Origin of the sequence: Psychrobacter proteolyticus (genome assembly GCF_038155145.1) — a bacterium.
Taxonomy (GTDB): domain Bacteria; phylum Pseudomonadota; class Gammaproteobacteria; order Pseudomonadales; family Moraxellaceae; genus Psychrobacter; species Psychrobacter proteolyticus_B.
On sequence record NZ_JBAKAY010000003.1, the window covers coordinates 149,765 to 176,521 of the forward strand.

At 42.6% G+C, this 26,757-nt stretch carries 23 protein-coding genes; 14 read left to right on the forward strand and 9 right to left on the reverse strand.

What is annotated here, in order from left to right:
- Window positions 1–181 precede the first annotated feature (181 nt).
- Both V6252_RS04970 and dusA read left to right on the forward strand, forming a co-directional pair.
- Window positions 182–1,486, forward strand: a complete 1,305-nt coding sequence (locus V6252_RS04970) for an MFS transporter (protein ID WP_341609578.1) — start codon at window positions 182–184, stop codon at window positions 1,484–1,486.
- 131 nt (window positions 1,487–1,617) lie between these two features.
- On the forward strand, window positions 1,618–2,601 hold the full coding sequence (gene dusA, locus V6252_RS04975) for a tRNA dihydrouridine(20/20a) synthase DusA (protein ID WP_341609579.1): 984 nt from the start codon (window positions 1,618–1,620) through the stop codon (window positions 2,599–2,601).
- Window positions 2,602–2,682: 81 nt separating this feature from the next.
- Here dusA and V6252_RS04980 read toward each other — a convergent pair whose 3' ends face one another.
- The 4 genes from V6252_RS04980 to V6252_RS04995 form a co-directional block, all read right to left on the reverse strand.
- Window positions 2,683–3,471, reverse strand: coding sequence for a CPBP family intramembrane glutamic endopeptidase (locus V6252_RS04980; RefSeq protein WP_341609580.1), 789 nt, complete (start codon window positions 3,469–3,471; stop codon window positions 2,683–2,685).
- Between the two features lie 68 nt (window positions 3,472–3,539).
- Window positions 3,540–4,430: an alpha/beta hydrolase gene (locus V6252_RS04985; RefSeq protein ID WP_341609582.1), complete on the reverse strand. Its 891-nt coding sequence runs from the start codon at window positions 4,428–4,430 to the stop codon at window positions 3,540–3,542.
- A gap of 280 nt (window positions 4,431–4,710) precedes the next feature.
- Complete coding sequence (gene sppA, locus V6252_RS04990; protein ID WP_201547820.1) at window positions 4,711–5,763, reverse strand: signal peptide peptidase SppA; 1,053 nt, start codon at window positions 5,761–5,763, stop codon at window positions 4,711–4,713.
- Between the two features lie 222 nt (window positions 5,764–5,985).
- Window positions 5,986–8,943, reverse strand: coding sequence for a ComEC/Rec2 family competence protein (locus V6252_RS04995; protein WP_341609584.1), 2,958 nt, complete (start codon window positions 8,941–8,943; stop codon window positions 5,986–5,988).
- Between the two features lie 245 nt (window positions 8,944–9,188).
- Here V6252_RS04995 and V6252_RS05000 point away from each other — a divergent pair, with 245 nt between their 5' ends.
- On the forward strand, window positions 9,189–9,764 hold the full coding sequence (locus V6252_RS05000) for a DUF2062 domain-containing protein (RefSeq protein ID WP_227526559.1): 576 nt from the start codon (window positions 9,189–9,191) through the stop codon (window positions 9,762–9,764).
- 63 nt (window positions 9,765–9,827) lie between these two features.
- On the opposite strand, the gene V6252_RS05005 is transcribed toward V6252_RS05000, so the two are convergent.
- The 3 genes from V6252_RS05005 to V6252_RS05015 form a co-directional block, all read right to left on the reverse strand.
- On the reverse strand, window positions 9,828–10,133 hold the full coding sequence (locus V6252_RS05005; RefSeq protein ID WP_341609585.1) for a hypothetical protein: 306 nt from the start codon (window positions 10,131–10,133) through the stop codon (window positions 9,828–9,830).
- A 177-nt stretch (window positions 10,134–10,310) separates the two neighbouring features.
- Window positions 10,311–10,991: a lipoprotein-releasing ABC transporter ATP-binding protein LolD gene (gene lolD, locus V6252_RS05010; RefSeq protein ID WP_341609587.1), complete on the reverse strand. Its 681-nt coding sequence runs from the start codon at window positions 10,989–10,991 to the stop codon at window positions 10,311–10,313.
- 57 nt (window positions 10,992–11,048) lie between these two features.
- Complete coding sequence (locus V6252_RS05015) at window positions 11,049–12,284, reverse strand: lipoprotein-releasing ABC transporter permease subunit (RefSeq protein WP_191113884.1); 1,236 nt, start codon at window positions 12,282–12,284, stop codon at window positions 11,049–11,051.
- Between the two features lie 444 nt (window positions 12,285–12,728).
- Between V6252_RS05015 and V6252_RS05020 the strand changes: the two genes are divergently transcribed.
- Window positions 12,729–13,703 (forward strand): hypothetical protein, encoded by a 975-nt coding sequence (locus V6252_RS05020; RefSeq protein WP_191113885.1) that lies wholly within the window; start codon window positions 12,729–12,731, stop codon window positions 13,701–13,703.
- 145 nt (window positions 13,704–13,848) lie between these two features.
- Here the strand turns inward: V6252_RS05020 and V6252_RS05025 are convergent, their stop codons facing one another.
- On the reverse strand, window positions 13,849–14,238 hold the full coding sequence (locus tag V6252_RS05025) for an SCP2 sterol-binding domain-containing protein (protein ID WP_057760797.1): 390 nt from the start codon (window positions 14,236–14,238) through the stop codon (window positions 13,849–13,851).
- Between the two features lie 866 nt (window positions 14,239–15,104).
- Between V6252_RS05025 and ccoN the strand changes: the two genes are divergently transcribed.
- The 6 genes from ccoN to V6252_RS05055 all read left to right on the forward strand — a co-directional run bounded on the left by ccoN (window position 15,105) and on the right by V6252_RS05055 (window position 21,281).
- Window positions 15,105–16,586, forward strand: coding sequence for a cytochrome-c oxidase, cbb3-type subunit I (gene ccoN / locus V6252_RS05030; RefSeq protein ID WP_201567458.1), 1,482 nt, complete (start codon window positions 15,105–15,107; stop codon window positions 16,584–16,586).
- A 9-nt stretch (window positions 16,587–16,595) separates the two neighbouring features.
- On the forward strand, window positions 16,596–17,234 hold the full coding sequence (gene ccoO, locus V6252_RS05035) for a cytochrome-c oxidase, cbb3-type subunit II (protein WP_057760802.1): 639 nt from the start codon (window positions 16,596–16,598) through the stop codon (window positions 17,232–17,234).
- Window positions 17,234–17,413, forward strand: coding sequence for a CcoQ/FixQ family Cbb3-type cytochrome c oxidase assembly chaperone (locus V6252_RS05040; protein WP_057760804.1), 180 nt, complete (start codon window positions 17,234–17,236; stop codon window positions 17,411–17,413). The genes ccoO and V6252_RS05040 overlap by 1 nt, the downstream gene beginning before the upstream one ends.
- Complete coding sequence (locus V6252_RS05045) at window positions 17,413–18,558, forward strand: c-type cytochrome (protein WP_341609593.1); 1,146 nt, start codon at window positions 17,413–17,415, stop codon at window positions 18,556–18,558. Before V6252_RS05040 ends, V6252_RS05045 begins: the two co-directional genes overlap by 1 nt.
- A 517-nt stretch (window positions 18,559–19,075) precedes the next feature.
- Window positions 19,076–20,485 carry a cytochrome c oxidase accessory protein CcoG gene (ccoG, locus tag V6252_RS05050; protein ID WP_341609595.1) on the forward strand — a complete coding sequence of 470 codons (1,410 nt, stop codon included), beginning with the start codon at window positions 19,076–19,078 and terminating at the stop codon, window positions 20,483–20,485.
- 214 nt (window positions 20,486–20,699) lie between these two features.
- The gene (locus tag V6252_RS05055) at window positions 20,700–21,281 is read left to right on the forward strand and encodes a FixH family protein (RefSeq protein WP_057760810.1); all 582 of its coding nucleotides are present in this window, start codon (window positions 20,700–20,702) and stop codon (window positions 21,279–21,281) included.
- A gap of 126 nt (window positions 21,282–21,407) precedes the next feature.
- On the opposite strand, the gene ttcA is transcribed toward V6252_RS05055, so the two are convergent.
- Window positions 21,408–22,430, reverse strand: a complete 1,023-nt coding sequence (ttcA, locus tag V6252_RS05060; RefSeq protein ID WP_341609732.1) for a tRNA 2-thiocytidine(32) synthetase TtcA — start codon at window positions 22,428–22,430, stop codon at window positions 21,408–21,410.
- 434 nt (window positions 22,431–22,864) lie between these two features.
- Here ttcA and queC point away from each other — a divergent pair, with 434 nt between their 5' ends.
- From queC to V6252_RS05080, 4 genes are all read left to right on the forward strand, one after another.
- Complete coding sequence (gene queC, locus V6252_RS05065) at window positions 22,865–23,641, forward strand: 7-cyano-7-deazaguanine synthase QueC (RefSeq protein ID WP_101205716.1); 777 nt, start codon at window positions 22,865–22,867, stop codon at window positions 23,639–23,641.
- 344 nt (window positions 23,642–23,985) lie between these two features.
- Window positions 23,986–24,315, forward strand: a complete 330-nt coding sequence (locus V6252_RS05070; protein WP_057760815.1) for a hypothetical protein — start codon at window positions 23,986–23,988, stop codon at window positions 24,313–24,315.
- A gap of 175 nt (window positions 24,316–24,490) precedes the next feature.
- Window positions 24,491–24,988, forward strand: coding sequence for a peroxiredoxin (locus tag V6252_RS05075; protein WP_160020998.1), 498 nt, complete (start codon window positions 24,491–24,493; stop codon window positions 24,986–24,988).
- Window positions 24,989–25,133: 145 nt separating this feature from the next.
- Window positions 25,134–26,624 (forward strand): dihydrolipoyl dehydrogenase, encoded by a 1,491-nt coding sequence (locus V6252_RS05080; RefSeq protein WP_341609599.1) that lies wholly within the window; start codon window positions 25,134–25,136, stop codon window positions 26,622–26,624.
- The last annotated feature ends 133 nt before the right edge of the window (window positions 26,625–26,757 follow it).

Here is a 26,757-nt window from a genome sequence, read left to right on the forward strand (position 1 = left end):
TTTGCGACTCAGTTGTATTAAGTAAACAAAATACCATTCAAACACTTTTATTTTAAACACCCAACTTATTGTTTCGGCAAATCATCTTTTATATATCTTGATTTGCCGTTTTTACCATGGCCGGTTATCCAAACGATGATCGTCTTAATGACCACTTTACTCTGTGGATATGTGATCTATTATGCCGTCTCGTTCTCAATACGCCCTAATGTCTACTAAAGACAAAAACATAGTGATGTTCATTAGCTTCATCAGCGCTGTGATATTTTTTGATTTTTTGATTTACTTGTATATCTCAGATATTGTTTCAGCTGCGATTTTTCCTGCTAATGCTGACCCTAGAGTTGCTAAACTGCAAGGAATGGGGCTTTTTGTTATCGGTTATTTAGCACGTCCAATCGGAGGTGTTCTCATCGGTCGTTATGGTGATATAAAAGGTAGAAAGCCCGTTTTATTGCTAAGTATCATAGTCACCGCATGTAGTCTTCTAGCAATGGCATTTTTGCCCACTTATGCACAATGGGGCATCTTTGCACCTGCTTTATTTATTTTGTTAAGAATCATACAGGGTATGGCATACGGACTCTATGTTCCCTTATCTTGGGTATTTGTGGCAGAACATGTACCCAGACAGTATTTGTCAGTAGCTTGTAGCTACGTGACTGCCAGCTTCTTTGTGGGTGTGTTATTCTCAAATGCATTTTTTATGTGGCTCTCTAGCTTTATGACCACAGCTGAGTTAACTGAGTACGGATGGCGCTTGCCATTTTTAGTGGCTGCTGTACTAAGTGCTTTGCCGTTATTGGTATGGCGAATGGTTGGAGAGACGCCTTTCTTTTTAGCGCTCGTAAAGCCGAAGGCAAGTAAAAATGCAGGTAAGCCACTGACGTTACTTTTTAAACACTGCAAGCATTCTATTTTTATCGGTATGGTACTGACGTTAGTAATCTCTAGCATTTCTACTGTTATCGTTTTGCTCTTACCAGACTTGATAGAGATAAACTTTTCGTTGGACAGTGATTTATTCGGGTTCTCCCATAGCCTGGGCATCATATTTATCATTTTTGGCTGTATATTCTATGGGATGATTTCTAATCATGAGAATTTTGGTAAAGTGTTGGTAATCGGTTCGATTTTACTGATTGCCCAAATGCTGGCGTTCTTTTACCATTTGCAGGCGGGCGGTGATTATATACTAATCATGTATGCGATTTTGGGCTTCTGTGCTGGCGTGATTGGTATGGTCCCTGCTATCCTTGTAGAGCTGTTTCCGACCAATGTACGTCTGACTGGCGTTGCTTTTTGCAACAATGTCACACAGGGCATTACTGGTGTGCTAATACCTTTTGGTCTTGGATACGCCACGACTCTAGTAAGCTTTTCACCAGCACTGTACATTGCCTTTATTGGCTTTATCGGTATTATCATGGGGCTTTATTTTTATAATTTGCCCGAGTTGAAAAAGATTGACCACGTTATTGTATAAGTAAACAGTCAATCGCCGCTTCGCATAACACTTGAAGCTCTATAAAATCTTGAAAATAAGGTGCAGTGGGTTGTCTCATCCATTGCACCTTCTCCATTTATTTAAGACACAAATATTAAGGCTTGATGACCATGGTTGATATGACCAACAAACGCCTCTCAGTTGCGCCAATGATCGACTGGACTACGACAGATTATCGTTATTTTGCGCGACTGTTTAACCCACATACCTATCTATATACCGAGATGATCAGTACTGGTGCATTGATACATGGCAATCGAACACGGCATTTGCGCTTTGATACGCTTGAGCATCCTCTTGTATTGCAGCTCGGCGGTGCAGATATCAATGAGATGACACAATGCGCAGAGTTTGCTCAGCAGTATGGCTATGACGAGGTCAATATCAATGTTGGCTGCCCCTCAGATCGCGTACAGCACAATAAGATAGGTGCCTGTCTGATGGCAGAACCTCAGACCGTCGCTGATTTGGTCAAGCATATGCAAGCCGCAGTCGATATTCCTGTGACGGTCAAACATCGTATTGGCATCGATGACTTTGATAGTTATGAGTTTATGGTGGACTTTGTACAGACAGTTGCAGCGGCAGGTTGTACTCGATTTATCGTACATGCGCGTACGGCATGGTTGCAGGGGCTCAGCCCTAAGCAAAACCGCGAGATACCACCGCTGCGTTACGATGATGTGTATCGTCTAAAGCAGGACTTTCCTGAGCTAGAGATCGAAATCAATGGCGGTATCGATACAATTGAAGATATAAAAATGCATCTACAGCATATCGATGGCGTGATGATTGGTCGGGCGTTTTATCACAATCCTTATCTATTAGCAGAGGCCAATAGCTTATGGAACGAGGCAACGTCCGAGACAATACCTAAGCGCTCAGAGATTTTAGCGCAGCTTTATCCTTACCTAGAAGAACAACTTGCAAAAGGAGAAGCGCTGCCAACGATGACAAGACATTATTTAGGACTCTTCCAAGGTCTGATGGGCGCGCGTAAATGGCGCCAAGCATTGAGCGGCAAACCTCAGCTGACGATTGATGATATCAAGCGAGCTGCCGATGAAGTGATATCGTTAAATCCTGATGCATAATCCTAACACGTCGCCAAATTTTCATATCTAACTGTCTCGATAGAATTCACATGCCAGCCGTCGTGGTGGTCAGTATTTCATCTACGCCGCTTGCGCGATATACTGCCACATCGCTGCACCATTATTGACAATGTGCAGTACGATTGGCAGTAATAGCGAGCCTGACTTAATCCGTGCATAGCAAAATAACAATGCCAACACTACGATGGTACTGATTTCATAGATACCATACTGCACATGGATCACAGCAAATATCAAACTTGTTACAATGCTGGCGACAATCGCCCCATGATTCGCTGAATATGATGGAGCTGTGAACTGTTCTGCGATGGCTGACCACAATATACCCCGAAATATAACCTCTTCATAAATTGGTGCGACGACCACCATGGCAAAGACCAACAGCCAAACCGAACTTACTGACTGGTAGAGAGGATCGACAAACACCAACGGCGCCATATCGAGTACATACGTCAGTGCCTGACTGGCAATCATAAATATCAGTAGTAGCCCAAGCATGCCTATACCTACCGACAGTGAGAACGGTTTTAAGGCTAAATATTGACGCAGACTGCCACCTTTTAAACGAATGATAAGCACGCTAATTGTCACTAGCAATACACAGCCGATGAGTATAGACAGGCTCACAACCGTTCCATCATTACTACCAAAATAGAATATCCGCCCTATCGATGTCCTTTCATCGGCAGGTAATATAAGCTTGCCAGCGACATAAACACCTACCAACTGACTGATAAAAAACGCAAGCACCATTCCTACTGTTAGCACGAATGTAGCCACGCGCGAAAATAGCGGCAGAGACTTAGGTGAGACAGTCTTACTAGATGGCGCAGTTAGGTTTTTTGGCATAAAGGTATCACTTAAAAATACTCTGGCAGCTCATATCCATTACAAGCATGACTGATAATATGTTGCGTTTATTTGGACAATTGCTGCTTGATCAATCCTAGCACCTGCTTTGAGACAGACTCTGGATGCTCAAGTGGGAACATATGGCCCCCTTCATGAGTCTCATAAGGAATGCCCAAGCGCGATTTTATCTGCTGCGGAAAGCGACGTTTCAAAAAGATACTGTCTTGACCAATGATTAAAGTCACAGGCACTTTAGGGCCACGATTCGGTGCCAGCCAATACCAAGATGGATTGGTACGGAACACAGCAACTTCGCTTGCTTTAGGGATAGCCAATGTCACTTTGCCATCAGCACGCTCATGTAATCCGTGATCAATATATCCTTGAAAGCTACGCTCATCAAAATTCTTGAAAAACCCTTTATGTCGCATTTTCTCATATGCTTCATCCCGGCTATCCCACACATCACGGCGATGCTTAGACACGCCAGATGGTGATAGTTTGTCCATCAGACGATTATTCATAAGCGGTAATCTATCTGCTGTCTTTGCCAAATGCCATAACAAGCTGACTTTGCCATAAATCCAAGGCGGATCCATAAGTACCGCTTGTGCAAACAGTTCAGGCTGACGATACGTGGCCTGCAGCGTACACATCGCCCCAAGCGAATGCCCTATTGCTACTACCTGTGCAACGCTATGCTTTTTGCAGGCACTGTTTACGCTATCAATAATTTGCTGCGTCAGACTACGCCAATGGTCATCCACTGGATAATCGGGCGTATCACCCAACATCGCAATATATTCAATCGTAAAAAATTCTGATAAACCTTTAAAAAATGGCTCATATACCGCGCTTGGCATTCCATTAGCATGGGCAAAATGCAGCACAGGTTTATTGGTTATTTTAGAGACAGGCAGTTTAGCAAAGGACTGCAAATTTATTTCATCACTCATGACAGACTCTCGTGGGATCGTTTATGTTATATATTATTTTAATGATTGAACCTTGTACTATTGTCAAAATTAACAACATCAAAAATAATCCCTTCAAAACCAACCATGTTTATATGGCAAGTTTGACGACTGTGTTTGATGGTTATAGTTGTATAGCTAATTTAATCAGGCTATCACTTAGGCCAAGGTTTTTTATTTGGTATTGCATACAATTAAGGCTGAGCACAAATATATGCTCAGCCTTAACAATCATACACATTATATCTAAAACATAAAACGCTTAACGCATCTGCCCAGTGTTGCTTTCTTGTGGCAATACGTCGAGACTAACGCTAGAGCCAATACCTGCACCTAACTTCACTGCAAAACGGTCCATAAACATTTGGAACGGATCGGTTGGGCTATAGCTAATGATCGTATCAAGGTCAAGTTGCTTACTTAGACTTGTGATACTACCTGTTTTGTCTGCCAAACCTAGCTCAATAGACTGCTCACCTGTCCAGAATAACCCCGAGAACAGTTTGTTTTGCTCAGGATTCTTCAGACGGTCGCCGCGACCTTCTTTGACAGCGTTGATGAAATGCTTATGCGTGTTTGCTAGTACTTTTTCGACATGATTTTCTTCATAATCAGTCAACGGACGAGATAAACTTAAGATATCTTTATACTCACCAGCCGTAATCGTACGATCTTCTACGCCAACTTTGTCCATCAAACCTTTAACATTGTAGCTTGGCATGATGACGCCGATAGAGCCGACCAAACTTGATGGATTAACATAAATCTCATCTGCAGCAGACGCAATATAATAAGCACCTGACGCACCGATATCACCAATCACCGCATAAAGCTTTTTGTCTGGGTATTCTTGGCGTAAGTCCATCATGGTCTGCCAAATCTCATCAGACTGTACTGGTGAACCGCCAGGTGAGTTGATATCTAAGGCCACTGCTTTTGAGTTACTGTTTGCAAAAGCGTCTCTCAATGCTTCATTGACATCATACGCATTGGCCACATCATCATTACTGATAACACCTTGCAGCTCAACCACTGCCAAATGTGGATCGCTAGTATCGACTGCGTCCATACCTGTTGGCGCACTACTGCAACCACGACCAAGGGTCAAAAATATCAATAAGATATAACCAAAGGTCAGTAGTTTAAAAAAGATACTCCAGCGACGAGCGCGGCGCTGCTCAACCACACTCGCTAATAACGTGTTTTCCAGCACCTTCCATTCTTGTCCACTTGGCGGGCTTGGTTGCTGCAGTTGCGTTGGCTGATTTGCCGAGTTATCAGGACGTTTGTTAGGGTCTGGTGGCCAGTTGGGCATATAACTTCCTAAGTTAGAAACAATCTAAAACAATAAAATGAGGTTGTCGAGAAATACAGCTAAAGCGGTGATGTATACCTGATACTGTCTCACCATATCTGTGACCTATATTAATAGTCAGTTACCTGTATTAATAGGCTGCTAAGTATGGTGGTATTTCGATAATGGTTCAATAGTATAACTGTGAAATATCACTATATTGTAACGCTGATAATATAAGCCTTATTTTTGAGGGCTAGTAGTTTCGGCATTGGGAAAGCTATCAATGTTATTTAGCGATAATGCAGCTTCTAAGGTCTTATTATTATAGGTTATAACTTCATCAACTCTCTGACGACTTATGATATCGCCTGTAATTTGCGAGGCACTATGACCAAGCCACCGTGTATTTCTGAATAGCATGTCATCATTATTCGATTCAACTGAACATAGTAATGACCACAGTTGCCAAACGCGTTGATGAGTATCAGCATTTAAAATCAGACGTGACTGGGACTCTGACTGTTTGCCAGTTAACTTGTTAGATGCTACTTGTACTTGAGGGCTAACAGGTGAATTGACAGGTAACGAATTGAGTGGGTCTGCCGCATTGTATCTCAGAACGCGTATAGGCAGATTAGTATCAAGAGCAATCGTACAATCCCAAACGCTAGTGTCACCTATCTTGGTCCAACCAGTGATGGCCTGTACTGACAACTCATCGTTGGCCGACTGCCATATTCTGCCTTGCTCACAACGTTGGGCACTGATAGTGGGCGTATCTTCAGATTGCCTAATTGTTTTATAGTCTTGCTGAAATGCAGACCAACGATCAGAGCGCCCTGCTTGCCAATATTGGCTAATGGACAACTGCTCGTTTAATTGCGCAACGGTCATCGGCAGTAATTCATAATTTTTGGTATTAGCAATATTCTTATTGTCAGGAATTAACGTATCAGTCAGGCTAATACTGCTGCTCTGTACGACAATACTCTCTAACTTATCGACAGATAAATTGCCCAATTGCTGCTTTAAATTTTCAGATAACTTGTCTGCTGTCAGGCTGCTCGGCATCGTTCGTGTAGAGGCTGGTCTATGGTCAGCTAAGAACAACCAATTGGTACTGTCTTCATTGACAGTAGGATATTGTAGCAATGCTGCCGTTATATACGAATCACCCGTTGGTAGAATATATAGGGTAGGTACAGTTACCAGTGACTGCTGATTGGCATACACCGTCATCATCAGCAACGTTAATGGTGGTAACATCAACCAACGGCTGAGTAAACCTCGTGGCAACAGCCAAGGCAATGCACTTAGCAAAGCCATCGATAGTATCGCGATATTAACTGGTGTATAGAGCCACGCATCCGATAGCGCTGGCCATGACGTCAGCCAAATCATTAAATCATGTAGATGACCGACTATCGTACTAATAATTACCCAAAGAATATCAGCAATACTTGGCACTAAAAGGTAACACAGCCCTGCTAATAAATTGAGCGGTACAATCACCCAACCAAATAGCCCAATGGCAAATAAGTTGATAAAGAGCCCCCATAACGACACCTTACCAAATAAAAGCAACGTAACGGGTAATAAAGTAAGAAACAGCCAAAACTGTAATTTAAACACACGCTTGACCATTCGCCAAACACGGTTAGATAGCGCGTTATTGATATGAGTATGTGGCTTATCATCGTATAAATTCGTTACAGCAGTAGTCTGATGCTGATACGACTTATCGTCATACTTGAGTAATAACGCCACTGCGATAAAAGATAGCCAGTATCCCGCCTGCCATAATACGTAAGGGTCACGCCAAGCCATCAATATAGCCAATGCCAATAGCACGCGCATCGTACTGATAGGAAGCAATATCAATCTGACGAATCCAATCGCTAATAACATCCAAGCCGTACGAGCAGCAGGCACGTCAAAACCAGTAAATAGCGCATAAATAAAAGCGGCACCAATCATTACCCACCAGCGCACTTGCCAACGCGGAATACGACGATAAATCGCTGAATAATTACGATCAAACAGCAGTACAACTATACCTGCCAATACAATAGCTAAAAACAGTACGTGCGTGCCTGAAATAGCGAGCAGATGTGAGATACCCGCCAGTTGATATAAGTCCTTAGTATCACGATTAATCAAGCTACGATCACCCGTGAGCAGACTTAATGTCACGGCTTTTGCTTGTTGCTCTGCTGTCGTTTGTGCTGACCAGTCTTGATAGAAATGCTGTCGTAATCGCCAACGCCCTTGATCAATACGAGTACGAAAGCGCTGAAGATATGAATCAAATTCTAGCGACTGCTTGAGACGTTTTCTATCGCTGATTTCATTGCTAATTTCGTTACTGTTTACCAATGTAGGGCTAACGGCCAAAATATTTGCAACGCCATCAATATGCCGACCTCGTAACCAGCGATAACTGTCAAAGCCAGTAGGGTTATTGACTGCTTGTTCAGAAGTAGCCAGCGGCGCCAGTGCTAGGCTCATGAATATCTCATCACCGGGCTGCAAATCGTTTAAGGCTGCAAACTGGCTATCATTTGCAGCCTTTTTTGGATAGGCGTTAAGTAGGACTCGGTGTTCGCTAACTTTGAGACTAACTTCATTAGAATTAACATAGTAACTGCTACTTAGGCTATTTTTATCAACCTTTAAATAATTAGATGTTTTAGTTGCTAACTCTTGGGGCGTTAGCTCAGCGACTAACGGAGTGATGTTCGTTATCACCGCTACTTGGCGATAACCGCTGTCTGTATCGGCATCATAAACACTGTCGCTCAACCCTTCGATACGCACGAATGCTTGTACTCGTATCGGAGCAGTTATTTCAGTGGTTTCTGCTTGTTGATGAGTAACCAAAGCTTGCAGTGCACTGCCTATCACTAATGCAGTCGCTAACAAAGCTAAGACTAAGTATCTAATAATTCGGAAAGGAAGTTTAGTATGACAAGATACGTTGTTAGAGGTGTTGTTATCAGCGCTGTGGCTGTCTATCGAGGGTATGTTGAATTGAGCAAATGCCAGCAGAATCGTGGCAAATATAGTCAGCGCCAAAGACAGATTGGATGGATCAATCATATCTAGCAAAGACAAGTCAGTTGGCAATATCACATTATCTGCGACTGCCAAGACGCCCATCATAACTATAGTTATGAGGCTACCAATCAACCAGTACACCAGCACTCCTTGCTTGATGACTTAAATATTATTCGGCCAAATATAGTTGTTTACTATAGCAAATGATACGCGATGCAATAGCATTTATATTTATATTACCCTATACTGAGGCAACGTATTAGGTGGTAACTATCTGACACCACCATTCTGTGTGTTCTAACCTTTATCCTACTCACCATATATTACTTTATACCAGCTTCTCAATACCATTGAGTAGACTGTAGTTAATGATTAAAGGCGATCCTGTGCCCCAAAAACGTCTAAAAGACCTACTTCCTACACCAGAGAAAATCTTAGAAAGTCGCACTTTAAAGCTGTTTGCACCGCACTTGGCTGATCCAAGGTTATGGCATTTTAATCGACACAGCCTAAATAAGGCCGTATATATCGGTGTACTAAGTGCATTTTTTCCACTGCCAGGACAGATGTTGCTGGCACTTATTGGCTCGCTTATTTTTCGTGCCAATGTCCCTATGGCGCTTGGTTTGACGTGGATTACCAACCCAGTCACTAGCTTGCCCATCTTTTATGCTGGATACTATATCGGTGCAAAAATCATTGATGCACCTGTAATTAGCTTGCGATTCATCGGTAGAATGATTGCTGATTTTAGCTTATGGGCATTATCAAACGGTGCCAATCCATTCATTACTTATCGCGGTACAGTATCGCTTGCTGCATTTTGTATCGGGCTAACGATTTTAGCTGTGGTCACCAGTCTTATTTGCGGATTGGCATTTAAGGCCATTTGGCGTTATAAAACCGTGGCTAGTTGGCAGAAACGTCAGCAAAAACCTTCTGACGAATCTGATAAACGATAAGGCAATTTATCTTTGTTATATGGCTATAACGCTTACGCCCTAGCTAAACTAAGCTAGCAAAGCTTATTCTTCTTTACTGTTCTCTATAGCATCCAAAACTTTGTCAGTGAAATTGCTATCCATCGGCACGATCTCAATGACTTCATCATTTTTACAGAGCGTATAACGCTTACCTGTCGCGCTATCTTGGACTTTCAGGTCGTAATCAACCCCAGCCAAAGTAATGGCATCAAATACAGGTGTCAGTAGCTCGGTTTGCGCCTGTCTATCGAGCGTTTCAAATAAAGTTGGATCGATATAAGGCTTTAACGGCTCATCACCTTCTTCTGCACTGCCAAAAGCCGCAATTGGATTATCATCTTCACGCATTTTACGCATCCTTATAAAATAGATAAGGCGGCTGGCTCACAACCGCTTAATCGCTAGTTTCTATGATATATTTTCTTAATAATACAACAATAACTTTTCAATATGATAGCCAGCACATCCATGACAGACGCCAATAAATGGCGTTTCGGTCAGTTTTTCGACCTAATATAAAAATTATTAATACTGTTCCCAATGCCCATTGCGTAGCAACAACTGACGGTCAGCAAGCGCCGCCAAATTGCGATCATGCGTCACCATAAGTAACGCGGTTTGCATAGTGCTTTGTAGCTCTGACAATAGACCAAAAACGCTTTGTGCATTGTCATAGTCCAAGTTACCTGTTGGCTCGTCCGCCAAAATAAGCGATGGCTTAGTCACTAGCGCGCGTGCAATCGCTACACGTTGACGCTCGCCACCTGATAGCTCACCTGGTCTATGCATCAAACGATGCTCAAGACCGACACTTTCTAGAATCTCAACTGCCTGCTTACGAGCATCAGTCGTTGATACTTCTGGACGCATCAGCAATGGCATGGCTACGTTTTCGATTGCTGTAAACTCTGCCAATAGATGGTGAAACTGATAAATAAAGCCCAAATGCTTATTTCGCATTGCACCGCGCTCAGTTTCATTCATGCTATTTAATAACTGACCATGCAACCAAACCTCACCACTGGTTGGCGTATCTAGACCACCAAGCAAATGTAGCAACGTACTTTTACCTGAACCACTGGTTCCAACGATAGCGATGCGCTCACCCGCATGAACAGTCAGATCAAGACCAGTCAATACTTGCGTACTAACCGCGCCTTCATCATATATCTTATTGATATTGGTCGCCTCTAAAATGGCAGACATAGCGCTTCCTTTATTTTATTTATTTCGGTATTTATTTCAACACTTAGGCGTTTGCGATTACTCATAGCGTAGCGTTTGAGCAGGCTGAATCTTGGCCGCTCGGCGCGCTGGATAAATCGTAGCCAAAAAGCTCAGTACAAACGATGCACCTGTGATTAATACCACATCTAACAAGCGCAACTGCGATGGCAAATAATTGACAAAATACGCATCAAATAGATTCAGACCAAAGGCTTGGTTAATAAAGCCTAAAATATCGCTGACCGTAAGCGCAAATATCACACCCAGTATCGTACCAGCGATAGTACCGATAACCCCGATAACCACACCTTGGACCATAAAGACTTGCGTAATCAAACGAGGAGACGCACCAAAGGTTTTTAAGATTGCAATATCTGCTTTTTTATCGGTCACTAGCATGACCAGACTTGAGACAATGTTAAAAGCGGCAACTAAGATGATCAAAAATAGTAATAGGCCGACCATGGCTTTTTCCATTTGAATTGCCCCAAACAGATTGCCATGAGTTTGTGTCCAGTCGTTTGGATATAGCTTCTCAGGTGCGATAGCAGCCGCTTTTTCCGCAGCTATCGGCGCAGTAAAGATATCGTTAAGCTTCATGCGTACGCCCTGCGCGCCTTCTGGCAAACGCAGTAACTTTGCCGCATCTCCCATCGGGATAAACGCCATGAGACTGTCTACTTCTGGGCTGATCGTAAAGATGCCTGTCAGAGTAAATCGCTTAAATCGTGGTATCACGCCTGCTGGTGATGGCGACGCTTCTGGTAATACTAGCGTGACTTTATCCCCTATTTGCAGACCCAAGGACTGCACCATCTCCTCGCCCAACACGATACTGAAGTCACCGCTTTTCAGGGTGTCAATACTACCTTCAATCATGTGCTCATTGATGATAGAGACGTTTTTTTCGTATTCAGGTTCGACGCCTGTCACCATGATACCTGCGACCTGACCATTTGATGTCAGCATCCCTTGCAGTTGAATAAATGGTGCCACAGCTGCCACTTCTGGGTCTTCTTTGATTTTATCGGCCAGCTGTTCCCAGTCGCCAATAATTTCTGATGAGACCACAGTAGCCTGCGGTACCATTCCCAAAATACGGGTTTTCAGTTCACGGTCAAAGCCGTTCATCACTGATAGCACCGTAATCAATACGGCAACCCCAAGCGTCAGACCAATCATCGAGATGAGTGATATAAAGGAGATAAAGCCATTACTACGTTCTGCTCGGGTATATCGTAAGCCGATAAATAACGCTAAAGGACGAAACATATTCAAACTCTTTATCTTATCTACGTGCGACTTTATATAGGTTGCATAACGAGCAGTAGTAAATGCATCATACAGTTGCTACTACTCACATATAAATCAAACACAAAAACAGGGTGTCAGACGAGCCAATAACAGCTGTCAAAAGGGAGCTAGTTTGACACAAACTAGCTGATATGTGCCAGTCATTAGCAACAACTGAGAGTATTTTTTACCAAAAAACTGGGTTTTGTTATTATTTTTTATAGGGGGCTTGCTATTAGCTGTACCAATACCTATATATTATATGCTAAAGACAATTGTCATTAACCCCTCATTGAGGTTTACTCGCTATTTACTGATAATATCGCTGATCATCATAAACCAATCATTTAAAATGTTGGATGGTACACAAGCAAACACAGTATTAGATACAAACCTCACGCTGACTTAATTTTGAGTATTTTCATGACCATAAATTATCAATACAAAAACATTCAATCTCCTACCAAGATCACGTTGACCGATGAGCAGTCTGCAGGTCATGCCGATCACTGGCGTATTCTGACCGATGATATGAGTCATGATGTGCCTGAATGGCTACAAAAAATGATCGAAGTCGCCGCGATGCCTAAAGGCCTGAACAACAACGTTAGTGCAAAAGACAGCTGCCTGCTTTTATCAGAAGATCAGCCATGCCATATTAATCAAGTGCTCGCGATGAAAGATGGTAAGCCAGAATGCTTTATCAATGCCTATCCTTGTGTCGATAGTCCTTACGGATTGAACTGCAAAATTGAGCGTGTCATCGCCAATGACAACTCGCACGATGCAGTGTTGCGCTTACGTACTGCTGATGGCAGTATCATTTATGCGTTTGATCAACTCTATACGACCAATCGCCATCTCTATCAACGCGACACCTCTTACTATGTCAACTTTAGTGCTTGGGCGCATGAAATTAAGCTAAGCGAGCAAAACGAAGTCATCATGGTCGAAGACCAAGAGTCTATCCGTTATCACCGTGCATTTAACGACATCGTGGCAGCAAATGATGGAAAAATCCCTGATGACCTACAAGAGCAAATCAGCGAATGGAAACCTGAAACCAAAGAACAAATGGCACCTGTCGAGATCAATTTAGGCCATATGTGTGCTTACTTGTTTGGCGATACGCTAGGACAAGAAGATGAAGCTTGGTGTCAGGGTCAAGTACTTGGCAAGCAAGAAACCGTATTTAATGGTAAATCTATCATATTGTTTGACGTGGTGACGCTACGTGAGCAGGATGCAGATCCTTTTGTAGTGCGTATTGGTGCGCTCAACACTGCTGAAATCAATAGCATCAAAGTACATGACTACGTCCAAGCAAACGTATGGCTGCAAGCAGCAATATACAAAGAAAACCAATCAAATGCGACGCAGCAATCAAAAGCTAGCTAGGCTGTTTGAAAGACTTTCTACAGCTTTCATGCTGTTACTTATGTAATTACCCAATAAAAAAGCCCCTAATATGAATTAGGGGCTTTTTTGTGTCTTACTGATTTACAACGCAAAAACGTAGCGTAAAATTCGTATCAATATGCGATTAAGCCATTGTCGTCATTGATTTGATGCGAGTGTATAGCTCTTTTTGCTCTGCACTTGGACGTGCAGTCTGTACTGCCATTAGCTGTGACATATCGCCTTCGACGCGGATTTTACCGCTCATAAATGCACCCATGATTTGATTGGTATCAAAATCAGTGATGATAGACTGTAGGATATCGCGATCTAATAGCAGCGTCGTCGTTGCATTATCGTTTAAGCCGCGATGCAACAAACCATTTGCAAAATTGGCTTCGATAGTTTTATCAGCTTCAGCCACTTTTAGATTGACGACCATATTGGCAAGTACTGGCGGTAAGTTTAACTCACCTGCTTCGTTGCCCATTTTTTCTACTTGCTCAAACCATTCATCTGTCAAAAAAACTGCCATATTATATTATCCTTAATTGATATTCTGTCAGGCTAATACTACTCAAGGCACTATCGGCCTAACTATTAGAATTATTAAAATGATTGCTATCAATAGACCTATGCAATACATAGCCATTAATGACGTTCAGCCTCATTATAAAGGGCGACTTGATAAGAAGTAAAACCTATTTATCGGCTCAGCAATGTTATTGTTACAAAACTTCTTTCCAAGCCTACGCTTATATCTAGCGAGCGCTTCCCCTATTCAATCAAAATGAGCATCTAGAATAGTGACAAAATTGTGTATAAAATAGAGGAGTAGCACAGCAATAATAAGTTGCTCGCTAACATTTATACCAAAGAGTTTGTATTTTGGCGCATAGTTCTGATGATATTTAATTAGGATTGCGTTACAATACCCTTAAACAGAGTCGGGAGTTTTAACCAAACATTACATAATCGTGTTTTTTGTCAGCCGCCGCTAGCATACATCTATGGTCAATGCGTTTTAATAGCCCTATAGATATGGGTATCTATCTTCATTAGTACAGATTTTTTCGTAATAATTAAGATACATATTTAGCCTTATGAGATGTTTGATGCTCAAAACGGCGCGTCTTCTTATTTACCTTGATGATCTATTAACAATCCTACTATCGATTGACCTTGAGTAAGGTGCATGAAGTGCCTATTTCTATTTATTAGTATTAACTGATAGACAGCAAGGGCCTGAATCGATAGTTAATGACGTCATAGCGCTAAATAAGTCAAAAAACAACATGTGTTGGCACCAGTATAAATATGAATTTGAGAGTATTTATAGTGCAGACAGCATAGATTGTTGGTTAATTCTGTTGATAATTCGGGCTGTAAAGGAATCATCCAATGAGTTTACAAAACACAGCAGTCGCCCCAGTTGACCGTGAGTATGAAATTACTGTCGTAAGATTTTTTACGATCATGGCTGTCGTTTGGGGCATCGTCGGCATGAGTCTTGGTGTGTTCATTGCTTCACAGTTAGCATGGCCAGCACTCAACTTTGACATTCCATGGCTGACCTTTAGTCATTTAAGACCACTGCATACCAATGCGGTGATTTTTGCGTTCGGTGGCTCTGCCCTGTTCGCAACGTCTTACTACATCGTTCAGCGTACCTGTAAAACGCGCTTATTTGCGCCGTACTTAGCTTGGTTCACCTTTTGGGGTTGGCAGGCAGTCATTGTTGCTGCCGTCATCACGCTTCCTCTAGGTTTGACTTCAAGTAAAGAATACGCTGAGCTTGAGTGGCCTATCGATATCTTAATTGCCTTGGTATGGATTTCTTATGCCATCGTATTTTTCGGTACACTCATCAAACGTAAAACCTCACATATTTATGTGGCTAACTGGTTCTTTGCCGCCTTCATCATTACGATTGCACTACTACACATCGTAAACAGCATGGCGATTCCTGTTAGTGCGTTCAAATCTTACTCGCTATTTGGCGGTGCAACTGATGCGATGGTGCAGTGGTGGTACGGGCATAACGCGGTAGGCTTTTACTTAACGGCAGCCTTCCTTGGAATGATGTATTATTTCGTTCCTGTACAGATTGGCCGTCCTATCTATTCTTATCGTTTGTCTATCGTTCACTTTTGGGCATTGATTGCTTCATATATGTGGGCTGGTGGTCACCATTTGCATTATTCAGCGCTTCCTGATTGGACGCAGTCTCTTGCTATGGTCTTCTCAATCATCCTATTCGCACCATCTTGGGGTGGTATGATTAACGGTGTACTAACGCTATCAGGTAGTTGGGATAAGCTGCGTACCGATCCGATCATTCGCTTTATGATTGTTGCATTGTCGTTCTACGCGATGTCGACGTTCGAAGGCCCAATGATGTCTATCAAAACAGTGAATGCGCTATCGCATAACACTGACTGGACAGTTGGTCACGTACACTCAGGCGCACTTGGCTGGGTTGGTATGATTACTATTGGTTCGCTATACGTACTGTTACCACGTATTTATAACAAACCGAAGATGTACTCTATCAGCTTAATCACCACGCATTTCTGGCTAGCGACTGCAGGAACGATCTTCTATATCGTGTCTATGTGGATCTCAGGTATTGGCCAAGGCATGATGTGGCTTGCTACTAACCCAGACGGTACTTTGGTATATAGCTTCGTTGATACTGTTGAATTCTCGCATTTCCCATATATTGGCCGTGCATTTGGTGGCTTCTTATATGTATCGGGTATGTTTGTAATGGCTTATAACTGCTATAAAACACTCAAAATGCCAGAAGGTAAGCCTGTAGATGTCGCTGATCCAACGGATCATGAACCTAGTGTCGAAAAACCTTCGACAGCTAACGTATAAGGAGCGATCATGGCTGGTACACCGCATGAAATTATTGAAAAAAATACAGGCTTGTTAGTCATTGGTATCGTGATTGCTATTAGTTTTGCAACGCTAGTTGAAATCGTGCCATTGATCTATGACAACAAGGGTCCTGAAGAAGGTGGGGTGAACGCTCCCCTTCCCGCTATGGAGCCTTGGACAGCGCTTGAATTTGAAGGTCGTGATATTTATATCCGTGAAGGATGTCACGTTTGTCATACTCAAATGGTTCGCCCATTACGTGCAGAAGTTGAACGTTATGGACCATATTCACGTGCCGCTGAGTCGACGTGGGATCATCCATTCTTATGGGGATCGAAACGTACTGGACCAGATTTAGCACGTGTTGGTGGCCGTTATTCTGAAGATTGGCAAAAGCAACATTTGATCAATCCACGTTCGCTAGTGCCTGAATCAGTTATGCCAGGTTTCCCTTGGTTGGCGACTAACGAAGTAGATGGCGAAAACATTCAAGCTAAAATGCGTCTATTCCGCGATCGCTTCGGTGTTCCTTATACTGAAGAAGACATTGAAGGCGCTCCAGATGCAGTGCTTGGCGCTACTGAGCTTGACGCTTTGGTCGCCTATCTACAGCAGTTAGGTACCGCAATGGAAGGACAGCGCTAATGGGTATTGGTGAATTACAAACAATTGCGACCGTTTCTGCCTTTATTGCCTTCGTAGGCGTTGCATGGTGGGCGTATTCGCCAAAAAACAAAAAACGCTTCGAAGAAGATGCACAACTTGCGCTTGATGACGAGGATATAAAATCTCTGTCTGAAGAGCAGCGCAATAAGGATAAATGATGACATTTTTTTGGAGTTCTTGGATCACGCTAATCAGTTTCGGTTGCTGGCTTTTTATTCTTGGCGTTCTGCTGTTTGTACTAAAATACAAACCAGACGTTGAGGAAGACGGTACCACTGGTCATGAATACGATGGTATCCGAGAATACGACAAAGCACTTCCTAAATGGTGGTTGGTGATATTTTTTGGTTCAATCGTTTGGGGTGTGGCGTACTGGGTATTCTTTCCAGCTATGTTCCCAGCACATTGGAAAGGTATCGCCACCGTAGAAGTTGACGGTGAGACTGTACCGTGGACCTCTAAAAACGAGTTGTTCAGTGAGCTTGAAAGCAACAACAAAGTATTTACTGATAACTTTGAAAAAAGCATTTTGGTAAAAGCAGACGCTGCAGGTGCGACTGCGACACTTGGTACGCTAAACGAGTTACAAGCGACCATGCGTCGTAGCGAAAACCCGCCAGCAGATCTACAGACTAAAATTGACGAAAAAGTTGCAGAACTTGCTCCTTATGTCGAAAAACTGTCTGAAAATCCAAATGCTTTAAAAGTTGGTAGCCGCTTGTTCTTACAGAACTGTTCTGTATGTCATGGCTCTAACGCTAAAGGTGCGACAGGCTACCCTAACCTAACCGATAATGATTGGTTATACGGCGGCGAAGCTAGCAACATTCTGACTACGCTACACAATGGTCGTATCGGCGGCATGCCTGCTTGGCGCGATCAGATCGGCGAAGACGGTGTTCGTGCAGCTTCTGAGTATGTATTGTCACTATCTCCAAATAACGGTAGTAAGAGTAACGGTGAACTTGATCAAACTTTGGTTAATCAAGGCGAAGCTATCTTTAAGCAGCAGTGTGCACTATGTCACTCTGAAAGCGGTAAAGGTATGATTTCAGCAGGTGCACCGAACTTGACTGACAATATCTGGTTATATGGCGGTGAGCGTGAGACTGTACGTAATACATTACGTTATGGCCGTGCTGGCGTTATGCCTCAGTGGGAAACCAAGCTAGGTAATGAGCGTATCATGCTACTTGCTGCTTATATCTACTCACTATCAGATAAAACAGGCAAATCACCTGAAGCAGCACCAGTTACTGCTGCTACTCAGCCTATAGCAACTGAAGAAGCAACTGCTAACTAAGACGTTGTTACTGTACTAAATATGGACAAGATTTAATGAAGGGAGAACTGTTATTGCAGTTCTCCCTTTTGCGTATAGCGGTATTGATTTTCATTTAGAAATGACAATGATGAGCGGCTATAAATACTAGAAACCGTTCTCATATACTCATTGCTTTTTACGATTATTACCCCATTATTAGTAGGGAGAATGTTAGAATAGCTATTTTTTAAAATAGTCTATTGGTCACGGCTTTATATCGCTCTGACTCAATCACATAACACGATAGTCAATTTCGCATAAATCAGATACAGGCTTGTTTAGCCTACTACTTGTAGTACCTTTGCTTGTATCAAGATTATGTTGGACCAACTATATTTATAATCGATCATTTGGTAAGCAGATTAGAAAGTTTTTTATCGAATTTTTTATTCGCTATTTACTGACATTGATAACATCATACACTCATATACCTCGACGCTAGAGGTGTTTGTTCATCATGCCAGCAGACTGATTCTTTTTTTAAAGAGGCACGTTTATGTCAGCACAACAATCCAATAAAATTCCTGTACAGCAAGTCGATCTTGATGCAACCAAGCATCGTGTGCATCCGAGGTTTGTCACAGGTTTTTATCAAAATATTCGTGTCATCACGATGTATGCTCTTTTGGCGGCTTTTTTACTTTTGCCATGGCTGCGCTATAATGATAGACAAGCAATATGGTTTGATGTGCCATCGCAGCATTACTATATTTTTGGCATGACGTTTTTGACGCAAGATTTTTACTTTATTGCTGCATTTGCCATTATCGCCGCGTTTACGCTGTTTATGGTGACGGTATATGCAGGGCGCGTTTGGTGTGGTTATGCTTGTCCTCAAACGATATGGACGCATCTATACCAATATGTTGAAAAATGGGTGATTGGCGATCGTAATAAACGCATCAAGTTTGATAAAGCACCGTTAAGTGCGAGCAAAGTGTTCAAGCGCACGGTGGTATATTCAATTTGGTTTTTGCTTTCTGTGATTACAGCAGCGACCTTTGTTAGTTATGTAGCAGGTACAGATTCTCTATATCACAGCTGGCAGTCCATAGGAGTAATTCCATTCCCTGACTGGCCAACGTGGGTATGGGTCTCAATGTTTATCTTTACCTTTGCTACTTATGCCAATGCAGGCTACATGCGTGAGCAGATGTGTGTACAGATTTGCCCCTATGGCCGCTTTCAAAGTGTGATGTTTGATAAAGACACATTAATCGTATCTTATGATTATGAACGCGGTGAGCCGCGCGGTGCCCGTAAAAAAGGCACAAACCCAGAGCACTTAGGCGACTGCATTGAATGCACCATGTGTGTGCAGGTCTGCCCTACTGGTATAGATATTCGTGATGGTCTGCAAGTTGCTTGTATTCAGTGTGCGGCTTGTATCGATGCCTGTAACGAAGTGATGGACAAGGTCGGCTATCCGCGTGGCCTGATTCGTTATACGACCGAACGTCAGCTAGCAGAAAAAGAGCCAAGCCGCGTACTGCGCCCACGACTATTTGCTTATTTGACATTATTAGCCGTACTATGTGGCGGTGTGATATATGCGTTAACCGATCGCGTGCCCTTGGAAATTGATATCCGCCGTGACCGCAATCAGTTATCGTCTATCAACAATCAAGGCATGATCGAAAACAGCTATATCGTCAAGCTAACCAATAAGACACAGGATGCTCATACCTACACGATAACGCTTGCACCGCAAGAGGGACTGAGCTTAGAGCTGCGTTTTAACGATGTGCCACTAGAAGCAGGCGAAAGCTTTGATATGCCAGTGAGTATTTATGGCGATCCTGATGTGATCGAGTTTGGCCAAACACCTGTCACGCTAAATGTGAGCAGCGAAAATGGTAAGTACAAGGTAAGTAAGCAAAATATCTTTACAACCCAAGGTCAGTAAACAATTAATATACCCGTTATTTAATTTCATGTATGTCATTCGGTCGTCTGTAGTTAGGGCAAGTAGTTAAATAACTATTCTAGCTAAAGACTATCGAATAAATGTTTTACCATTAAACTGGTAGCGCTTAGCCGCCAAATTATCCGTTGATACCATTTTTAGATGTCTAATGAACAGCTATCTATTGATTGCGTATCTGATGCATAGGTATTTTATGTCTACTCCAGCACCGAACTTTAAACATCAAGACAAGCAGCCATGGTATAAAAATTACATGGTCGTTATCTTTGTGATTGGCATGCCTGCTGCGGTCGTGATCGCTTGTATTTGGTTTGTTTATTACTCTTACCAGATCCGTGATAGCGTGGTACGTGACGACTGGTATATGGATGGCAAAACGCTCTATCACGATGTGTCTCGTGACAAGCTCACGTATGACTTAGACTTGCATGGACAGATGCAGTTTGCAGAAAATGGTGATATTGTGTTTTATCTCAACTACCCTGAGCAAAGCGTCCAGTCAGGCAAGCTGCTAAACGGCACACCACTTACCTATCCTGATACGTTAGAACTTTCTATTTCTCATGCAACGGATATCAAAAAAGACCGCGATGTTGTCCTTAAGCATGTTGAGGGCAATAAATACAGCGCACAAGTCGATATTGATCCTGTGAAAGCCAAGTATTACCTACAGGTTAGCAACGACGGTAAAGATGATTGGCGTATGCAAGATGTCGCAAAACTGCCTCGCTCAAAGGTCAGCTTTGACCCACTACCAGTTTTTGCTAAGAGTTAGTGCTGTTAGTAGCATCCAGACATAAAAAAACCAGCCGCTCGTCAGAGATCGGCTGGTTTTTTTTGAGCTATTTAATATATCACTAATTAATAGGTACTATCTAATATAGCCTTAATCCATAAACCACTAAATCACTGGGTTGATAGTTGGAATTTTCTGTGCTTTACGCTCATTTTGCGCGGCTTTATCCGTCTCTGTTGAATAAGGCTTGTCACTAGCGAACTTAGGATTGAACGTTTGCGTCCTTGGCGATATAGGTAAACCAATCTCAGCCAAACTATCCGTCTGCCCAGCTTGAATATTGTCGCCTTCAAATAAACGCTCATCATTATCACGATCAAGAGTGAGTGTTTCAAAATCAAACAATTCACGATCTGCTAATTGTGATGGCGCGACGTTTTGCATGGCCTTAAAGATCGAAGCCAAACGCTGCGGGTGAGCGTCATCCCATTCACGCAGCATATCGTTGATGATGGCGCGTTGTAGATTGGTCTGGCTACCACATAGGTTACAAGGAATGATTGGGAATTCTTTTAATTTGGCATATTCAATGATGTCTTTTTCTTCGACATAGGCCAATGGACGAATCAGCATATTTTGCTTGTCATCACTCAGCAGTTTGGGCGGCATGGATTTGAGCGCACCACCATGGAATAAGTTCAAAAAGAAGGTCGCCAGCATATCGTCACGGTGATGGCCAAGGGCAATCTTAGTCGCGCCAATTTGTTTAGCAAAGCCATATAATGAGCCGCGGCGCAGACGTGAGCACGCCGAGCAGTAAGTCTTTCCTTCTGGCACCACGCTTTTGACGATGCTATATGTGTCTTTTTCTAAAATATAGTGGGCGATGCCCTGCTCGTTTAGATACGCAGGTAAGATGTCTTCCGGATAGCCTGGCTGCTTTTGATCAAGATTCACCGCGACGATATCAAAATGAATCGGTGCAATGCGTTTTAGTAGCAATAAAATATCGAGTAAGGTATAGCTGTCTTTACCACCCGAAACACAGACCATTACCACATCACCATCTTCGATCATATTAAAATCGCGGATTGCCCAAGAGACTTGGCGACGCAGCTTCTTTTGTAGTTTACGAAAGTACGCTGATTCGGTAGGTGCTTGCGCATCGGCACACTGCTCGTCAATCATGTCCTCATCACTGCCATCTTCAGAGACGTCATCGTACTCTCTACTATCAGTATCGGTGTCCAAAGCCTGACTATCAAAGCTCGTTGCATCCGATACGTCATCAGCTTGAGAAGGAATATTTGGCGTAAATAAGGTTGCTGCGGTCATAGGTTACTCAATATCTTTATAAGGGTGATTTTACTATAAAGCGATTTGCGATAAGGCTTTTAAAGCATTATCACCGGCGTCATGTGACTGATACTTTAAAAGCTGCGATTATAACAAATATTGCTAACAGATTGAAAAGATGACAGTAATACCGACTTTATTTTATTACGATGCTGTTTAAATTGGCTTTGGTAGCTTAGTGACGGGTGATTGGTCGCTTCGTGGTTCTGTAGTAGACGTATTTTTGCTAAAATAGCCGTTTTCGTAAACCAATAATAGATATCACTATGACTAACGTTACTTTGCAAAACACCCCCAATCAAGTATCAGATGCTGACTTAGCTGCTCTTACCAAAAGCCAAAATGCGGTTGTCCTTTTATCTGGCGGTCTCGATTCGGTGACTTGCTTATATTGGGCAAAAGCGCGCTATGCATCAGTGACAGCAGTCAGCTTTAACTATGGTCAGCGTCATAATAGTGAACTTGTGGCCGCAAAGACCATCGCTGAGACAGCAGGCGTCAATCATAGAATCATCGATATTGATATCGCACAACTGGGTGGTTCATCATTAACAGACCACAGTATGATCGTGCCAGATGGTGATTCGGACAAATTCCCTAGCAAAAAACGCGACGAAATCGATAACGACGCTATCCCTAATACCTACGTGCCTGCGCGTAATACTATCTTCTTATCATACGCGTTAGCAGTCGCCGAAGTCGCTGATGCCAATCATATCGTCATCGGTGTCAGCTCAGTTGACTACTCTGGCTATCCTGATTGTCGCCCAGAGTATATAGCTGCCTTTGAACATATGGCCAATCTCGCGACAAAAGCGGGCGTTACTGGTCATCGCTTATCGATTCAAACGCCATTGCAGCAATTATCAAAAGCCCAAACTATTGAGCTTGGTCTGTCATTAGGTGTCGATTACGGCCAGACGATTTCTTGTTATCGTGCAGATGCCAATGGTCTTGCTTGCGGTGTTTGTGATAGCTGCGCACTGCGTCGTCAGGGCTTTGCCCAAGCTGGCGTAACCGACCCTACTCATTATCAGTCTTAATTAATTTTAGTCGGTCCTATATAAGTTGGGTACGGTACAAGGCGCGCTTAGTCTACTACTTGTATTACGTCTACTCGCCTATCTTATACCCAAATCATATAAGACCGACTATGTATTAACGCTAAACGCTGCGTGGCATGATGATACCCATCAACATTCGCGCAACATTCGCTTGCATTAACACAGCACGTCGTTCTTGTATTCTAATCGACATACTTGCTATCGTATGAACGATTATATTTATCGAAAGATGTACATGACGATATCGGTCACTCATATATTGATGAGTTGACTTTGCATTGAGCAAAAGATAAAAAATTGACGCTACCCGTAAGAGGAAATTTATGAAGTTGTTGCCAGTACTACCCCTAGCCTTAGCGGCCCTGTTTGCCATGCCACAAGCTAACGCTGCTGACATTAAGCAAGACAATATCAATTCATGTGTCAATGGCGCAGTCAAATACAAAGTCGCTGACAAAAGCAACGCAACCAAACTATGTAACTGTACTATTGGTGTGCGCAGCAACATGACTATCGGTCAAATGTGGGAAATCGAAAGCTACGCACAAGATAAGAAAGACCCTTCTAATCTGCCATATGTGAAAGCGATGCAAAAAGATTTGCAGCAGTGCACCGTTGGCTTGGATTTGAAGAAGCCACAAAAACCTGCTTAATATTTAATCGTTTGATGTACAAAAGACTGGCTATTGCCAGTCTTTTTTGTTGCCAATGAATGGGCAAAGTGTAAAACTGATTATTTATTTCTACTAATCTGCCTATAATAAGAACACTATAAATAGAACCATCATCAAGCCAATACACATAACTAAAACTAATAAGGATTTTACAATGGCCAAGCCAACGACAGAAACCATTCACCTACCTGATTTTCCAGTAACCATAGTACGCAAGCTTGCTGGCAACTTTATTCATGATGAAATCAATCTAAAAGAAATGGTCGCCAATACCGATAAGGGCCTTATCCTTTATTTTTATCCCAAAGACAACACGCCAGGCTGCACCACACAGGCAACAGAGTTTACCTCGCACCTTCATGACTTCGATGAATTGGGCTACGATATTATTGGCGTCTCTCGTGATAGCGTTGAATCTCATGAAAAGTTTATTGACAAATATGACTTGCAGATTCCACTTATCAGTGACGCTGATGAAAAGCTATGCCAGTATTTTGACGTTATCAAAGAAAAAAATATGTACGGCAAAGTTACGCTAGGCCTTGTACGTTCGGCATTTGTATTCAACAAAAACAGCGAGCTGACTCATGCCCAGCGCAACCTACGTGCCAAAGACTATACCAGTCGCTTACTGACTATATTGGCGCCGTAATCACTGGTTCTGTAATTAAGTCAGTATTATTGACGTTATAGTTAAATCAGTATTGATCATAAGAACGATAAAAACCGAATAAAAAAATATAAGCCAAGCATTCAGTCTATTATTGAATGTAACCTTGCCCCTATTAGAGAATAATATGAATAAACAATCTGACACGACCACCGACGATACGCCGAAAGAAGTCACGCGTAAAGTATCTGTCGCTATTATCGGCGCGGGTACCGCAGGTCAAAACGCTTTTCGCCAAGCAAGTAAAATCAAAGATGACGTGGTCATTATTAATGAAGGGTTTTGGACCACGACCTGTATTGCGGTCGGCTGTATGCCTAGTAAGCTATTAATTGCAGCTGCTGATCGCGCACATGATGCCAATCATTCTGCTGAATTTGGTATCCATGCGACCGCGCAAATCGATGGCAAACGAGTCATGGAACGTGTACGTGACGAACGCAGTCATTTTGCTAGCTACATTAAAAAGCAAGTAGACAGCTGGCCTGATCATAAGAAAATCGACGGTCGTGCTCGTATTAATGAGCAAGGGCTAATCGAGGTCAATGATGAGCTGATTGCTGCTGAGCAAATCATTGTCGCCACCGGTAGCTCGCCATTTATTCCTGATGGGTGGGCGGATAAGCTTAGTGATACCATGCTCACTTCTGATAGTGTCTTTGAACTTGAAGACTTACCAAAAACGATGGCTGTTGTCGGTGCTGGTGCTATTGGCCTAGAGCTTGCACAAGCGTTTACACGCTTGGGTGTAGAAGTCACGCTGCTAAACCGTGCCAAACAAGTGGCTGGTCTAAAAGACGATGATATTAATAATAAAGCCATGGATTGCTTAAGTCATGAATTGACCATGCATCTAGGCAGCGAAATTACCGATGTAGGAACAAAAGCAGATGAAGGTAATAAAAGTGCGTTTATCAAATATGAAGATAGTGCTGGTGAGTCTCAGCAATGGCAAGGCGAGTACGTCTTAGTTGCTACTGGTCGTCGTAACAATATTAAGCAGCTAGGTGTCGAAAACTTAGGTGTCGAGCTAGACGATAAGAACCGTCCAAAAGATTTAAGTAAAAAAACAGGTCAGATTGGCGACTTAAACGTCTATATCGTTGGTGATGCCAATGCTAATATTCCGTTACTGCATGTGGCTAGCGATGAAGGCTATAGTGCAGGTAGCATGGTCTGCGAAAATACAGAGGCGGCCTATATTCGCCCACCTGCGACTCCGTTTTCTATCGTATTTTGCTCACCGCAAATCGTCAATGTTGGTCTGTCGCTACCAGAAATTCAAAAAGATTCAGAACTCGAATTTGTTATCGGTAGTGTGAGCTTTGATAATCAAGGACGTAGCCGTGTAATGGGTGTCAACTGCGGCTTACTACATATCTATGGCTGTAAAAAGACAGACAGAATTTTGGGCGCTAGTATGGTCGGCCCTGATGCTGAATATATCGGTCATATACTTGCTACAGCGATTACCAATGATCTGAGTATTAAAGATATGCTCGACACCCCTTTTTATCATCCAACGATACTAGAGGGGCTACGTACGGCGTTACGTGATGTGCAGTACAAAATGGAGATACCTTTCCAATCTCTAGATACCCAAAAGGATAATTCTTAATCGACCCTTTAGCTAAGTCCCCAAGTCAGTAATGCCTTTAAATTAAAAGTAGCTAGTCTTAACCATTACTTTATTTGATTGCCTTGACGACTTGAGGTAATTTATAAATAGATATTCGTTTATAATTTTTTGT

What these genes read in the sequence shown, in the direction of transcription:
- V6252_RS04970 (WP_341609578.1), top strand. Translation starts at nt 182, where the DNA reads ATGCCGTCTCGTTCTCAATACGCCCTAATGTCTACTAAAGACAAAAAC.
- dusA (WP_341609579.1), top strand. Translation starts at nt 1,618, where the DNA reads ATGGTTGATATGACCAACAAACGCCTCTCAGTTGCGCCAATGATCGAC.
- V6252_RS04980 (WP_341609580.1), bottom strand. Translation starts at nt 3,471, where the DNA reads ATGCCAAAAAACCTAACTGCGCCATCTAGTAAGACTGTCTCACCTAAG.
- V6252_RS04985 (WP_341609582.1), bottom strand. Translation starts at nt 4,430, where the DNA reads ATGAGTGATGAAATAAATTTGCAGTCCTTTGCTAAACTGCCTGTCTCT.
- sppA (WP_201547820.1), bottom strand. Translation starts at nt 5,763, where the DNA reads ATGCCCAACTGGCCACCAGACCCTAACAAACGTCCTGATAACTCGGCA.
- V6252_RS05005 (WP_341609585.1), bottom strand. Translation starts at nt 10,133, where the DNA reads ATGCGTGAAGATGATAATCCAATTGCGGCTTTTGGCAGTGCAGAAGAA.
- lolD (WP_341609587.1), bottom strand. Translation starts at nt 10,991, where the DNA reads ATGTCTGCCATTTTAGAGGCGACCAATATCAATAAGATATATGATGAA.
- V6252_RS05015 (WP_191113884.1), bottom strand. Translation starts at nt 12,284, where the DNA reads ATGTTTCGTCCTTTAGCGTTATTTATCGGCTTACGATATACCCGAGCA.
- V6252_RS05020 (WP_191113885.1), top strand. Translation starts at nt 12,729, where the DNA reads ATGACCATAAATTATCAATACAAAAACATTCAATCTCCTACCAAGATC.
- V6252_RS05025 (WP_057760797.1), bottom strand. Translation starts at nt 14,238, where the DNA reads ATGGCAGTTTTTTTGACAGATGAATGGTTTGAGCAAGTAGAAAAAATG.
- ccoN (WP_201567458.1), top strand. Translation starts at nt 15,105, where the DNA reads ATGAGTTTACAAAACACAGCAGTCGCCCCAGTTGACCGTGAGTATGAA.
- ccoO (WP_057760802.1), top strand. Translation starts at nt 16,596, where the DNA reads ATGGCTGGTACACCGCATGAAATTATTGAAAAAAATACAGGCTTGTTA.
- V6252_RS05040 (WP_057760804.1), top strand. Translation starts at nt 17,234, where the DNA reads ATGGGTATTGGTGAATTACAAACAATTGCGACCGTTTCTGCCTTTATT.
- V6252_RS05045 (WP_341609593.1), top strand. Translation starts at nt 17,413, where the DNA reads ATGACATTTTTTTGGAGTTCTTGGATCACGCTAATCAGTTTCGGTTGC.
- ccoG (WP_341609595.1), top strand. Translation starts at nt 19,076, where the DNA reads ATGTCAGCACAACAATCCAATAAAATTCCTGTACAGCAAGTCGATCTT.
- V6252_RS05055 (WP_057760810.1), top strand. Translation starts at nt 20,700, where the DNA reads ATGTCTACTCCAGCACCGAACTTTAAACATCAAGACAAGCAGCCATGG.
- ttcA (WP_341609732.1), bottom strand. Translation starts at nt 22,430, where the DNA reads ATGATTGACGAGCAGTGTGCCGATGCGCAAGCACCTACCGAATCAGCG.
- queC (WP_101205716.1), top strand. Translation starts at nt 22,865, where the DNA reads ATGACTAACGTTACTTTGCAAAACACCCCCAATCAAGTATCAGATGCT.
- V6252_RS05070 (WP_057760815.1), top strand. Translation starts at nt 23,986, where the DNA reads ATGAAGTTGTTGCCAGTACTACCCCTAGCCTTAGCGGCCCTGTTTGCC.
- V6252_RS05075 (WP_160020998.1), top strand. Translation starts at nt 24,491, where the DNA reads ATGGCCAAGCCAACGACAGAAACCATTCACCTACCTGATTTTCCAGTA.
- V6252_RS05080 (WP_341609599.1), top strand. Translation starts at nt 25,134, where the DNA reads ATGAATAAACAATCTGACACGACCACCGACGATACGCCGAAAGAAGTC.